This window comes from Pseudomonas mohnii (assembly GCF_900105115.1).
GTDB classification, from domain to species: domain Bacteria; phylum Pseudomonadota; class Gammaproteobacteria; order Pseudomonadales; family Pseudomonadaceae; genus Aquipseudomonas; species Aquipseudomonas mohnii.
This window is the reverse complement of record NZ_FNRV01000001.1, coordinates 2,131,765-2,144,819: the sequence shown is the minus strand read 5'-3', so window position 1 is coordinate 2,144,819 and position 13,055 is coordinate 2,131,765. Positions and strand designations below refer to the sequence as shown.

The 13,055-nt window shown below is 62.2% G+C and carries 9 protein-coding genes and 1 pseudogene; all 10 read right to left on the bottom strand.

Translation table 11 applies throughout. The features are described from left to right. Positions 1-177 precede the first annotated feature (177 nt). Positions 178-1,302: a glycine cleavage system aminomethyltransferase GcvT gene (gene gcvT, locus BLV61_RS10035; RefSeq protein ID WP_047532487.1), complete on the bottom strand. Its 1,125-nt coding sequence runs from the start codon at positions 1,300-1,302 to the stop codon at positions 178-180. Between the two features lie 36 nt (positions 1,303-1,338). Next, complete coding sequence (locus BLV61_RS10030; protein ID WP_047532485.1) at positions 1,339-2,715, bottom strand: L-serine ammonia-lyase; 1,377 nt, start codon at positions 2,713-2,715, stop codon at positions 1,339-1,341. Positions 2,716-2,845: 130 nt separating this feature from the next. Beyond that, on the bottom strand, positions 2,846-5,698 hold the full coding sequence (gene gcvP, locus BLV61_RS10025) for an aminomethyl-transferring glycine dehydrogenase (RefSeq protein ID WP_090464620.1): 2,853 nt from the start codon (positions 5,696-5,698) through the stop codon (positions 2,846-2,848). Between the two features lie 11 nt (positions 5,699-5,709). Beyond that, positions 5,710-6,093: a glycine cleavage system protein GcvH gene (gene gcvH / locus BLV61_RS10020; protein ID WP_047532481.1), complete on the bottom strand. Its 384-nt coding sequence runs from the start codon at positions 6,091-6,093 to the stop codon at positions 5,710-5,712. A gap of 378 nt (positions 6,094-6,471) precedes the next feature. Then, the gene (locus BLV61_RS10015) at positions 6,472-7,980 is read right to left on the bottom strand and encodes a sigma-54-dependent transcriptional regulator (protein ID WP_090464617.1); all 1,509 of its coding nucleotides are present in this window, start codon (positions 7,978-7,980) and stop codon (positions 6,472-6,474) included. Between the two features lie 132 nt (positions 7,981-8,112). Continuing rightward, positions 8,113-9,462 carry a CoA transferase gene (locus tag BLV61_RS10010; protein ID WP_090464615.1) on the bottom strand — a complete coding sequence of 450 codons (1,350 nt, stop codon included), beginning with the start codon at positions 9,460-9,462 and terminating at the stop codon, positions 8,113-8,115. Positions 9,463-9,561: 99 nt separating this feature from the next. Next, positions 9,562-10,317, bottom strand: a complete 756-nt coding sequence (locus BLV61_RS32025) for a methyl-accepting chemotaxis protein (RefSeq protein ID WP_371919943.1) — start codon at positions 10,315-10,317, stop codon at positions 9,562-9,564. A 102-nt stretch (positions 10,318-10,419) separates the two neighbouring features. Beyond that, a pseudogene (locus BLV61_RS32020) lies at positions 10,420-11,436 on the bottom strand (methyl-accepting chemotaxis protein); the annotation flags it as partial. A gap of 465 nt (positions 11,437-11,901) precedes the next feature. Further along, complete coding sequence (locus BLV61_RS10000) at positions 11,902-12,291, bottom strand: YbaN family protein (protein ID WP_090464609.1); 390 nt, start codon at positions 12,289-12,291, stop codon at positions 11,902-11,904. Between the two features lie 160 nt (positions 12,292-12,451). Beyond that, positions 12,452-13,054, bottom strand: a complete 603-nt coding sequence (locus BLV61_RS09995; RefSeq protein WP_090464607.1) for a biliverdin-producing heme oxygenase — start codon at positions 13,052-13,054, stop codon at positions 12,452-12,454. Position 13,055: the final 1 nt, after the last annotated feature.

Sequence of the window (13,055 nt, the reverse complement as noted above, 5' to 3'; positions counted from 1 at the left end):
GCAATTTTCCGGGCCGTTAGTGGCTGCGTTATTCGTTATGCTTGTTCAATTGTTTTCGATCGTTATAAGCAAAGTTCATAATCGAAGCTTAGATTCAAACAGTGCACTATTTTATGGCGGTTGCGTTACACATTAGTGCACTGTTAACGCAACCGCGTTACTTATAGGAACAGTCAATCAGCCGCGATAGTAGCGTTGTGGAACAAATGGCATTTTGCTTACAAGCAAAGGAACCTTTTTCCCACGAACAATCGCCCAGACCGGCGTATCGAGCGCGATATAAGCGCTGTCGAGGTAACCCATCGCCAAAGGACCGCCAAGGGTCGGCCCGAAACCGCCGCTGCAGACGCTGCCGATGATCTCGCCGGCTTCGTTGACGATCTCTGCGCCTTCGCGCACCGGGGTGCGTTCCTGCGGCAGCAGGCCGACACGTTTGCGGCCGACACCGGTCTGTTGTTGGGCGAATACCGTCTCGGCGCCGGGGAAGCCACCGGCCCGCGCGCCATCGGCACGGCGTGGCTTGGAGATGGCCCACAACAGGCTGGCTTCGATCGGAGTGGTGTCGGTGTTCATGTCGTGGCCGTACAGGCACAGGCCCGCTTCCAGGCGCAACGAGTCGCGCGCGCCAAGGCCGATGGCTTCGACTTCAGGTTCGGCCAGCAGGGCACGGGCCAGGGCTTCGGCGTTTTGTGCCGGCACGGAGATTTCGAAGCCGTCTTCACCGGTGTAGCCCGAGCGGCTGACAAAACACTCCACGCCCAAAAGCTTCACTCGAGTGAACTGCATGAATGTCATCTTCGCCACTTCCGGCGCCAGGCGTGCCAGGACCGTGACGGCCGCCGGGCCTTGCAGTGCGAGCAGCGCGCGTTCTTCGAACAGTGGCTCGATGGTGCATTGATCGCCGATGTGCTTGCGCAGGTGCGCCAGATCCTGATCTTTACAGGCGGCGTTGACCACCAGGAACAACTCGTCGTTACCCAGGTTGGCGACCATCAGGTCGTCGAGGATGCCACCGCTCTCATTGGTGAACATCGCGTAGCGCTGCATGCCCACCGGCAGGTCGATGATGTCCACTGGCACGAGGGTTTCCAGAGCCTTGGCGGCATTGGCGCCGGTCAGGCGGATCTGGCCCATGTGCGACACATCAAACAGGCCGGCCTGGTCGCGGGTGTGCTGGTGTTCTTTCATCACGCCCAGCGGGTATTGCACAGGCATGTCATAGCCCGCGAACGGAACCATGCGTGCGCCGAGCTCGATGTGCAGGGCGTGTAACGGGGTTTTCAACAGTTGTTCGGTGGACATATTCAGCTCCTGAAGAAGTGTGCAGGTGAGCGCACATCAGCACTCGATAATGTTGACCGCGAGACCGCCACGGGCGGTCTCCTTGTATTTGCTTTTCATGTCGGCGCCGGTCTGGCGCATGGTGCGAATGACCTTGTCGAGGGAGACGAAATGTTGGCCGTCACCACGCATGGCCATGCGCACGGCATTGATGGCCTTGACCGATCCCATGGCATTGCGCTCGATGCAAGGCACCTGCACCAGTCCGCCAATCGGGTCGCAAGTCAGGCCGAGGTTGTGTTCCATGCCGATTTCCGCGGCGTTTTCCACTTGCTGAACGCTGCCGCCGAGGACTTCGCAAAGCGCGCCGGCCGCCATGGAGCACGCCACGCCCACTTCACCCTGGCAACCGACTTCGGCGCCCGAGATCGAGGCGTTTTCCTTGTACAGGATGCCGATGGCCGCGGCGGTCAGCAGGAAACGCACGACCCCGTCATTGTTTGCGCCGGGAATGAAGCGCATGTAGTAATGCAGCACGGCCGGAATGATCCCGGCCGCACCGTTGGTGGGGGCCGTGACCACGCGTCCGCCGTTGGCGTTTTCTTCGTTGACGGCCAGGGCGTAGAGGTTGACCCAATCCAGCACGGAGAGTGGATCGCGCAAGGCGGACTCGGGGTTGCTGCACAATTGCCGATGCAGCGCTGCCGCACGACGTTTGACCTTCAAGCCGCCAGGCAGGATGCCTTCGTTGCGGCAACCGGCGGCGACACAGTCCTGCATCACTTGCCAGATTTTCAGCAGGCCGGCGCGGGTTTCCGCTTCCGGACGCCAGGCGCTTTCGTTGGTCAGCATCACCTCGCTGATCGACAAGCCATAGGTGGTGCAGTGGCCGAGCAGGTCCTTGGCACTTTTGAAGGGAAAGGTCAGGGGCGTGGCATCTTCAACGATGCGATCGGCACCTGCAGCGTCTTCATCGACGACAAACCCGCCGCCAACCGAGTAGTACTCGCGGCTGCGAATTTGCAGGCCTGCCGCATCGAACGCGCGGAAGATCATGCCGTTAGGGTGATAGGCCAACGGCTTGCGAATCATGGCCAGGTGTTCTTTCTCGTTGAACGCAATGCTGTGTTCGCCGAGCAGGTTCAAGCGTCCGTTGCCGCGAATCTCTTGCAGGCGGGCGGCGACGGTTTCGGTGTTTACAGTATCCGGGTGTTCGCCCTCCAGGCCGAGCAACACAGCCTTGTCGCTGCCGTGGCCCTTGCCGGTGGCACCCAGCGAACCGTAGAGCTCGACCTTGACACAGGTCGTTGTTGTCAGCAGTCCATCACGGCGCAAGCCTTCGGCGAAACGCGCGGCGGCACGCATCGGGCCAACGGTATGGGAGCTGGAAGGGCCGATGCCAATCTTGAACAGGTCGAACACGCTTAACGACATGGTTGTTCTCCGGTTTCTTGTTATAGGCGCGCGCCAGCGCGCGAGCGCTAAGCGGCAAGCAACAAGCTGCAAGTTAAAGCCGATCGGCTCTTTCTTGCAGCTTGAGGCTTGCCGCTAGAGGCTGCTTTTCTTAAGCGTAGCTTTCGATCGACGGGCAGGCGCAAACCAGGTTGCGGTCACCGAAGACGTTGTCGACCCGACCGACCGGTGGCCAGTATTTGCCTTCGATCAGCGACGCTACCGGATAAACCGCCTGCTCCCGGCTATACGGATGCGACCACTCGCCCACCAGCTCCGCCGCAGTGTGCGGGGCGTTTTTCAGCGGGTTGTCGTCCTTGTCCAGGGTGCCGTTTTCCACCGCGCGGATTTCTTCGCGGATGCGGATCATGGCGTCGCAGAAACGGTCCAGTTCTTCTTTGGATTCGCTTTCGGTCGGCTCGATCATCAACGTGCCGGCCACCGGGAACGACATGGTCGGGGCGTGGAAACCGAAGTCGATCAGGCGCTTGGCCACGTCGTCGACGCTGATGCCGCTGCTGTCTTTCAGCGGACGCAGGTCGAGGATGCACTCGTGGGCCACCAGGCCGTTGCTGCCGGTGTAGAGCACCGGGTAGTGCTCTTCGAGGCGACGGGAAATGTAGTTGGCGTTGAGGATCGCCAGTTGCGAGGCGCGCTTGAGGCCGGCGCCGCCCATCATGCGGATGTACATCCAGGTGATCGGCAGGATGCTCGCGCTGCCGAATGGCGCGGCGCACACCGCGCCTTGCTTGCGGTCCATCTGCGCGTGACCTGGCAGGAACGGCGCCAGGTGCGATTTCACACCGATCGGGCCGACGCCCGGGCCGCCACCGCCGTGGGGAATGCAGAAGGTCTTGTGCAGGTTCAGGTGCGAGACGTCGCCGCCGAACTTGCCCGGCGCGCAGAGGCCGACCATGGCGTTCATGTTGGCGCCGTCGATGTACACCTGGCCGCCGTTGTCATGAATGATGCCGCAGATTTCGCGGATGCCTTCCTCGAACACACCGTGGGTCGACGGGTAGGTGATCATCAGCGCGGCGAGGTGTTCGCGGTGCTCGATGGCCTTGGTGCGCAGGTCTTCGATGTCGACGTTGCCACGGGCATCGCAGGCGGTGACCACCACGCGCATGCCGGCCATGTTGGCGGTGGCCGGGTTGGTGCCGTGGGCCGACGACGGGATCAGGCAGATGTCGCGGCGGTCTTCGCCACGGCTCTGGTGGTAGGCACGAATGGCCAGCAGGCCGGCGTATTCACCCTGGGAACCGGCGTTCGGCTGCAGGGAGATCGCGTCGTAACCGGTGGCGGCGCAGAGCATCGCTTCCAGTTCGTCGGTCAGTTGCTGGTAGCCGGCGCTTTGCTCGGCCGGGGCGAACGGGTGCAGCGCGCCGAACTCGGCCCAGGTCACCGGGATCATTTCGCTGGCGGCGTTGAGTTTCATGGTGCACGAGCCCAGCGGGATCATGGTGCGATCGAGCGCCAGGTCCTTGTCCGCCAGTTTGCGCAGGTAGCGCATCAGCTCGGTTTCCGAGTGATAGCGGTTGAACACCGGGTGGCTGAGGATCGGCGACTGACGCACCAGCGCGGCCGGGAGGGTCGCTTGAGTCGAAGCGGCGAGGGCGGCGAAGTCCGGCAGGGTTTGGCCGTTGGACAGCAAGGCCCACAGGGTTTCGACGTCGGCCTGGGTGCTGGTTTCGTCGAGGGACAGGCCCAGACGCTCGGAGTCGACTACACGCAGGTTGATCTGCCGGGCACGCGCCTGATCGTGCAGCGCGGTGGTTTGCGCGCCGGTGGCCAGGGTCAGCGTGTCGAAGAAGTGTTCCTGCTCAACGTTCAGGCCCAAAGCGCTCAAGCCCTTGGCCAGAATCGCGGTCAGCTGATGCACGCGGTTGGCAATCTGCGTCAGGCCTTTCGGGCCGTGGTAGACGGCGTACATGCTGGCGATGTTGGCCAGCAGCACCTGCGCGGTGCAGATGTTGGACGTGGCCTTCTCGCGACGGATGTGTTGCTCGCGGGTTTGCATCGCCAGGCGCAAGGCCGGCTTGCCGAAACGGTCCACCGAGACACCGACCAGACGGCCCGGCATGTCGCGCTTGAACGCATCCTTGGTGGAGAAGTACGCCGCGTGCGGGCCACCGAAGCCCAGCGGCACGCCGAAGCGTTGGGCGCTGCCGATGGCCACGTCGGCGCCGAATTCGCCCGGCGGGGTCAGCAGGGTCAGGGCCAGCAGGTCGGCGGCCACGGCCACCAGGGCGTTGGCGGCGTGGAAACGTTCGGTCAATGCGCGGTAGTCGAACACATCACCGTTGCTCGCCGGGTACTGCAGCAGGGCGCCGAAGAACGGCGTCACGTCGCTCAGCTCGCGTTCGTCGCCGACCACCACCTCGATGCCCAGCGGCTCGGCACGGGTGCGCAGCACGTCGAGGGTCTGCGGGTGGCAATGCACGGAGGCGAAGAACTGGTGGCTGCCCTTGTTCTTGCTCAGGCGCTTGCAGAAAGTCATGGCTTCGGCGGCGGCGGTGGCTTCGTCGAGCAGCGAGGCGTTGGCGATCGGCAGGCCGGTGAGGTCGCTGATCAGGGTCTGGAAGTTCAGCAGCGCTTCGAGGCGACCCTGGGAAATTTCCGGCTGGTACGGGGTGTAGGCGGTGTACCAGGCCGGGTTTTCCAGCAGGTTGCGCAGGATCGGCGACGGCGTGTGCGTGCCGTAGTAACCCTGGCCAATGTAGGTCTTGAACAGCTGGTTCTTGGCCGCGATGCCTTTGATCAGCGCCAGGGCGTCGGCTTCGCTCAGGCCGTCTTCCAGGCCGAGCACGCTGGTGCCCTTGATGCTGTCGGGAATGACGCTGGCGCTCAGGGCTTCGAGGGAATCGAAGCCGAGGCTGTTGAGCATCGCTTGCTCGTCGCCGGCGCGCGGGCCGATGTGGCGGGCGATGAATTCGTTGGCGGTTGTCAGGCTTACTTGAGTCATGTCAGCGCTCCTCAGGCTTCGGCGTTGGCTTTGATCAGACGGTCATAGGCGTCCTGATCCAGCAGTTGGGCAACAGCCGAGGCGTCATTTGGCTTGAAGCGGAAGAACCAGCCTTCACCCAGCGGATCTTCGTTGACCAGCTCAGGGCTGCTGTCCAGCGCAGGGTTCACTTCCAGCACTTCACCGTCCAGTGGCATGTACACGCCGCTGGCGGCTTTGACCGATTCCACGGTGGCGGCTTCAGCGCCTTTGTCGTAGGACTGCAGCTCAGGCAGTTGTACGAAAACCACGTCGCCCAATGCGTCCTGCGCGAAAACGGTGATGCCGACAGTAACCGTGCCGTCAGCTTCGGTGCGCAGCCATTCGTGATCTTCAGTAAAACGCAACTCGCTCATGGAAACTCCTAAGGGGGCCAGACTCGTCTGGTGGACGCGATTGAATGCTTGGGCAATGCCCTGGTTTATGAAGGGTTACTAAGCAAAAACGCGGCCAATGTTAATTTCTTGTTATTAATCAATTATTTATGGGTATTTCGAGAGGCGCGGACAATGTGGTCTGTAGCGAAATCGCTACGGCGGGGCGCAAAGAAAAAAGCCTAAGGGGATCAAAGCCTTGCAGGGCGCTGGCTGGGGGTGTGTGTAGCGATATCGTTACGCTGTAGCGCTTTCAGTACAGATGAAGGTCGCTTTTAGAGTGATTTTTTGCTGGACACGAAACCCGTGGGAGCGAGCCCGCTCCCACGGGGATCTGCGGTGATTCAGGCGCTGGCGGCGTCAGGGCTTGTTGGGAATGCCGTATTTGCGCAAACGGTGGGCAATCGCGGTGTGGGAGGTTTGCAGGCGACTGGCCAATTGCCGGGTCGAGGGGTAACTGACGTAGAGTTTTTCCAGCAGGTCTTTTTCGAACGCCTCCATCGCCTGTTCCAGGCTGTCGACTTCATGGTCGCTTTGGCGCGCCACCGACGTGCCGGCGATGTCGAGATCGCCGATGTCCACCAGGCTGCTTTCGCATATGGCGGCGGCGCGGAAGATCACGTTTTGCAGTTGCCTGACGTTGCCAGGCCAGCGATTACCCAGCAGTGCCGGGTAAGTGCCCGGTGCCAGGCGACAGACCGGACGCTGGATCTGTGCGCATGCCTGCTGCATGAAATAGCGGGCCAGCAGCAGAATGTCCTGGCCGCGCTCGCGCAGGGGCGGGACTTCGACATTGAGCACATTGAGTCGATAGAACAGGTCTTCACGGAACAGGCCTTCGCTGACCATTTTTTCCAGGTCGCGGTGGGTCGCACTGAGGATCCGCACGTTGACCTTCACCTCCCTATCACCGCCGACCCGCCGGAAACTGCCGTCGTTGAGGAAGCGCAGCAACTTGGCTTGCAGGTACGGCGACATCTCACCGATTTCGTCAAGAAACACCGTGCCCTGGTTCGCCAGCTCCATCAAACCCGGTTTGCCGCCCCGTTGCGCCCCGGTAAACGCGCCGGGGGCATAGCCGAACAGTTCGCTTTCGGCGAGGTTCTCCGGCAATGCAGCACAGTTCAATGCCAGAAACGGAGCGTTGTGTCGCGCACTGATGGCGTGGCAAGCCCGGGCCACCAATTCCTTGCCGGTGCCGGTTTCGCCCTGGATCAGCAGCGGCGCATCGAGGACCGCCACCCGTTGTGCGCGAACCTTGAGCGTACGAATCGCCGGCGATTCGCCCAGCAGCGCATCGAAGCCCTCGGCATGATCGTGATGCAGTGCCGACAGGCGTTCGCCAATGCGGTTCGGTTGATACAGGGTCAGCAGCGCGCCAGCGTCAGTGATGGGCGTGGCGTCCAGCAGTAATGTCTGCCCGTTGACGGTAATTTCCCGCAGAGGCAACCGGAAACCGGATTCGAGCAATGTATCGAGCAGGGCCGGGTCGCCAAACAGGTCGGCGACGCTTTCACCGGCCGGCTCACGACCGTACAGGGCAATCAGGGCCGGGTTGGCCAGCAGCACCTTGCCGGCACTGTCCAGCGCCAGCACCGGATCGGTCATGGCCGCGAGCAGTGCGTCGAGCTGCAAGTGCCGACGCTGGCCGGGCAGGATGTCGACCACCGTCACCGCTTGCACCCCACGCACGCTGAACAGCGCATCACGCAGCTCTTCAAGGACTTGCGCGCTCAGGGTCGGGGCGTCGATGTAAACGTTGGGCGGCACCATTTCCACCGCATCCAGATTGAGATTGCGCCCACCGAGCAAGGCCAGGACTTCCTGGGTGATACCGACGCGGTCGATGAAGCTGACGTGGATACGCATGGGACGCTAATGAATTCTGGACGGCGAGGGGGGGCAAGTATGCCTTGGCGCGGGCCAATGGTGAAATCCCGCGCACAATTTATGGGTAATGACAAACCTGGTGCGAGCCTGCTCGTGAAGGCTATCTGACCGTCACCACCACTGCGCGCGGTGGGAACCCAATTCAGAGGCCGCGATCGTCCACTGCAGGGGTGTACCGGTGATCTTCAATGGAACCTGCAGCCGATGCGCCGGGCCCCAGGTGGTCTGCTCGAGCACAAGCCCCTGATCGCCTTCATCCTCTGCGCGCAATAACGCGTCGGTCCCGGGTCCATTGTCGATCAGCAACTTCGCCGTGCGCGCCAGTGACAGCCGCGCCGATCCACCATGGCCGTTGCTCAAGCGTTCAGCCAACAGCTTGATCACACCGGCCGCCATCAGGTAGCCGGTGGCGTGATCCAGCGCTTGCAGCGGTAAAGGTGTCGGCTTGTCCGCGCACTTCCAGCGCATGCCGGCCTCGGCAATGCCGCTGCTCATTTGCACCAGGCTGTCGAAGCCTCGACGGTTTTGCCACGGGCCGCTCCAGCCGTAGGCGTTCAGGCAGACATCGATCAGGCCGGGGGCGAATTTTTGCCGTTCGGCGATGCCATATCCCAGCCCTTCGAGCGCATCGGCGCGATAGCCGTGGAGCAGAATATCGGCATTCTTGAGCAGGTTTTCGAACACGCTGCGATCAGCCTTGTCGTGCAGATCGAGGCGCGCACAACGTTTGCCCAAGGTCACTTCCGGCACCACGCCGGGCTCGTTCCAGGTCGGCGGATCGATACGCAAGACGTCGGCGCCGAGGCCGGCCAGAAAACGGCTGGCAACAGGGCCGGCGAGCACACGGGTCAAGTCCAGCACTTTGATCCCGGCCAAGGGCTGTGCCACCGAACCTTGCCACGGTTTGCCCTCGTGATTGCCGTGACGGTCGAACTGGATCAGCGGTTCTGCATTGACTGCCATGCCTTGCGGGTGAGACTGCCACTGCGCCCACGTACGCATTTCGGCGGCGCAACCTCCGGCATCGACCACCGCTTGCTCCAGGTCGCCCTTGGCCCATTGCGCCACTTTGCTTGCCATCGCGGATCGATCGGCACAGGCGCCAAGCACGGTTTCGGCAGCGGCGCGGTGATGGGGAGCATTGGTGTGCAGGCGAATCCAGCCGTCCCGGGTGGCATAGTCACCGGCGATGGGGTCCCACAGCGGCGGCACACTCCAGCCCACCGGGCGGATCGAGGAGGAGAACCAGAACGAGGCTAAGCGGCGATCGACTTCAACTTCGGGCAAGCGGCCGGTTTGCTGATGCAGCAGCTCACTGATGGCTTGGCCGGCGGCGGCGATGCTGGCGCACGCCAGGTCCGTGACGGCAAAGGCCGAGGGCAGGGCGCCGCTGGCGGTGAATGAAACCTGGGTGCGGGGCAAGCCGAGTGCGGCTTGAATGGACGTGAGTAGATCAGTCATCGAAGGCCCTCCGGAGCGAGAACCCGAGCATAGAACAAACGGGGGGCTGGCCGGATGAAATCCTGTGGGAGCGAGCAAGCTCGCTCCCACAGGGGGCTCTTATACGCGGAACTGATCCATCAGTTTCATCTGGTGGGTGGTCAGGTTGTTCAGCTGGCTGCTGATCTGCGCCGATTCATTGGCCTGCCCGGTCAAGGTTTCGGTGACGGTGCGGATCGCCGAAACGTTGCGATTGACCTCTTCGGCCACAGCGCTTTGCTGTTCGGCGGCGCTGGCGATCTGCAGGTTCATGTCGCTGATCACGGTGACCGCGTCGCTGATCTTGCTCAGGGCCTGCACGGCTTGCTGGATCTGCCCGGCATTGCTGTGGGCCTGGGTCTGGCTCGAATGCATGGTGGCGACCACACCGCGGGTGCCGCTCTGGATACGCTCGATCACCAGGCGAATTTCCTCCACCGAATCCTGGGTGCGTTTGGCCAGGTTGCGCACCTCATCGGCGACGACGGCAAAACCGCGACCGCTTTCGCCGGCCCGGGCGGCTTCAATCGCGGCGTTGAGCGCCAGCAGGTTGGTTTGTTCGGCGATGCTGCGGATCACTTCCAGCACCGATCCGATTTGGTCGCTGTTCACCGCCAGGGCTTCCACTTCAGTCACGGCCTTGCTGACTTCGTCGGCCAGTTGATTGATGTCGCGGGTGCTGCGCTCGATGATCTGCATGCCTTCGCGGGCTGATTGGTCGGCGCCCTTGGCCGCATTCGCCGCGTTCGATGCGCTGTTGGCAACGTCGTGGGCCGTGGCGCTCATTTCGTTGGAGGCAGTGGCGACCTGGTCGACTTCGCGGAACTGCACCAGCATGCCTTCACTGGTCTGGCGGGCGATTTCCGCAGACTGGTCTGCAGTGCCGCGAGCATCGGTAATGCTCTGCTTGATCTGCGCGATGGTCGGTTGCAGCTTGTCGAGGAAGCGGTTGAACCAGCTGACCAGTTCGCCCAGTTCATCTTTCTTGCTGTAGTGCAGGCGTTGGGTCAGGTCGCCGTCGCCGCTGGCAATCGCCTTGAGCATCTCGGCCACGCTATTGATCGGCCGGGTGACACCCGAAGCCGTCAGCCAGATCAACAGCAAGCCAATCAGGCCGGCAATGATCGCCACGCCAACGGCTTTGATCGTGCCGCTTTGCTGGGCCTCATCGAGCACCGCTTGCAGCTTCACCGAGTCGGCCAGCAACACTTGTTTGGGCAAATCGATCACCACGCCCCAGGCCTTGGCGTCAGGGATCGGGCTGACCGGGTAAACCGCACGGATCAGGTCGCCTTGCTGGAGAATTTTCGGAGCGCCACCGCTGAGCAATTGCAGAATGTCCTTGCCGTCGGCGCCCAGGGTGTCGTCGATGCTTTTGCCGACTTTGGCGGCATCGGTGCTGTAGGCAGCCATCACGCCAGTACCGGAAACGATCAGCATGTGCCCGGCGCTGTTGAACAGATCGCGCTGGGAGTCGACAGCCGCTGCTTGCAGGGTGTTGAGGGCGATGTCGATGCCCACCACACCGATGGATTTGCCATCTACCAGCAGTGGTACGGAAACGGTGGTCATTAACACCTCTTTGCCACCAATGGTATCGGCGTACGGGTCGAGCAGGCAGGCGCGCTTGCTGTCCCGGGGGCAGGTGTACCAGATGTTATACGGCGTGCCGCTGAGGGTCAGGGTGGTCTTGTTCATGTCCGTTTCGAGCAAGACCGTGTTGAGCGATTCTCCCCCGGCACGGCTCCAGTAGGTGGCAAAACGTCCGGCTTCGTTGGACTGGTGAGCGGCGTCATTGGCGAACTCGCTGTCCTTGCCGTCCAGGCCGTTGGGTTCGAACGCGATCCAGATCCCCAGCACTTTGCTGTTGCGCTCGAACGCGGTTTTCAGGCTCTGGTTCAGTTCTTCACGCAGGGCGCCGGGCTCCAGGGAGCGCTTGGCGGCCAGGTTGCGCATGTCCTTGACCTGATCGGCCAGGGCGGTCACCACCGTCAGGGTCTCGCCAAATGCCTTCTGCACCCGCACCGCTTGCTCGGCAGCCTTGGCCTGCAGCAAATCCTGCACGCTGTTGGTGAGCATCTGGCTGCTGGAGGAGCTGACCAGCGCATTGTTCTGATCGGTCTGGTAGACGTTCATGCCCTCGATCAGCGCGACCACGCCTAGCAGGCACAGACCAGAGAGCAGGACAATTTTCAGGCGGATGGACAGTGAGTCGAACATAGGGCGAACTCGCGAATGGATGAGGTGTTGGCTATGAGTCCGGGCCGACTCGATTCGCCAAATCCATTCAGCGCATTCAATCCACATCGGCGAGGGGTGGTCATTGCATGAGGGCGATGCCGACGAACGGTAGCTGTTAAACGTTTGCGCGGGAAAATGTACCGAAATTCGAATAAAAAACAGGAAAAACAGCGGTTTGATTCAGGGGGATTTCGGCAGTGATTCGGGGCGCGACCAGATCCACACATTGCCCAGGCCCATGCCCGCCATCGCCAGGTAGATCGGCCAGCCATGCTCGAGCATCACCAGCATTAGCGTGGCACACAGCAGCATGCTGACGGTGGCGCTGACCTTGGCCCGGCGCGCGATGATTTTGCCGTTGCGCCAGTGACTGAGAATGGGGCCGAACAGCCGATGGTTTTCCAGCCAGGCGCTCAAGCGTGGCGAGCTTCTGGTCGCCGCCCAGGCGGCCAGCAGGATGAACTCGGTGGTTGGCAGGCCGGGTACGACAATGGCGATCAGGCCGATACCGAGGCTGACGTAGGCCAGCAGGCCGAAGAGCAGACGGGTGAGTTTTGATGAGGGCGGCATATTCTCAGAGGGTGCGCGTTCGAGGCCGATCGGGATCTTACAGACTTACTCAGTGCCCTGTGGGGGCTTGACCGCGATAGTGGTGCATCACTCGACATAAATATTGTCCGTGATGCCGTCATCGCGGGCGAGCCCGCTCCCACAAGGGATATGTGTCGGGTCAGACAGTTGCGGTGGCGTAAGCCTGTTCCAGCAACAGGGTGAAGCGGTTAAACGCGTCGATGGCGCCTTTATCCAGTTCGGCTTCTTCCTGGGCACTGAGCTCCAGTCCATCGAGGGTTTTGACGAAGCTTTTCCAGCCTTCAGCGCGGCCACCGGCCGGTTCGCCCAGGTGGCGGGCGCCGAACGTTTCGCTCAGGCCCAGGCCGACGGCGCGCTTGATCAGGAAGGCTGCGCCGAGCTTCGACCCCTCGGACACGAAGAGCCAGCCCAGCGCCTGGGCTTTACTCGGAAGGTGCAGGGCGCCAGCGACCGGTCCCGGCACTTCGGTGTCCAGGTCCGCCAGGTCGGCCATGGCTGCTTCGGCCCGACAACGAGCAGGCAGGTCCGGGACGATGGCGGTCAAATCGGCATCGTTGTACAGCGGCACCAGTTCGGACTGGAAAAGGTACTGCGCCACCACGAACCGGGCGAAGTTGGCCTGGGTTTCGAACGGTGCATGGGCTTTGACCAATGCATCGAGTCGGGTGTGAGGTTCGTGGGTGATCTGGTTCAGGCGTTGCGAGCGCAATACCGGGCGTTGAGCCGTTTCCTGAGTGGTCATG

Bases quoted from the DNA above. Each gene is read 5' to 3' on its own strand.
- gcvT (WP_047532487.1), bottom strand. From the start codon at position 1,302: ATGTCCACCGAACAACTGTTGAAAACCCCGTTACACGCCCTGCACATC.
- BLV61_RS10030 (WP_047532485.1), bottom strand. From the start codon at position 2,715: ATGTCGTTAAGCGTGTTCGACCTGTTCAAGATTGGCATCGGCCCTTCC.
- gcvP (WP_090464620.1), bottom strand. From the start codon at position 5,698: ATGACTCAAGTAAGCCTGACAACCGCCAACGAATTCATCGCCCGCCAC.
- gcvH (WP_047532481.1), bottom strand. From the start codon at position 6,093: ATGAGCGAGTTGCGTTTTACTGAAGATCACGAATGGCTGCGCACCGAA.
- BLV61_RS10015 (WP_090464617.1), bottom strand. From the start codon at position 7,980: ATGCGTATCCACGTCAGCTTCATCGACCGCGTCGGTATCACCCAGGAA.
- BLV61_RS10010 (WP_090464615.1), bottom strand. From the start codon at position 9,462: ATGACTGATCTACTCACGTCCATTCAAGCCGCACTCGGCTTGCCCCGC.
- BLV61_RS32025 (WP_371919943.1), bottom strand. From the start codon at position 10,317: ATGCTGGTGCAGTTCCGCGAAGTCGACCAGGTCGCCACTGCCTCCAAC.
- BLV61_RS10000 (WP_090464609.1), bottom strand. From the start codon at position 12,291: ATGCCGCCCTCATCAAAACTCACCCGTCTGCTCTTCGGCCTGCTGGCC.
- BLV61_RS09995 (WP_090464607.1), bottom strand. From the start codon at position 13,054: ATGACCACTCAGGAAACGGCTCAACGCCCGGTATTGCGCTCGCAACGC.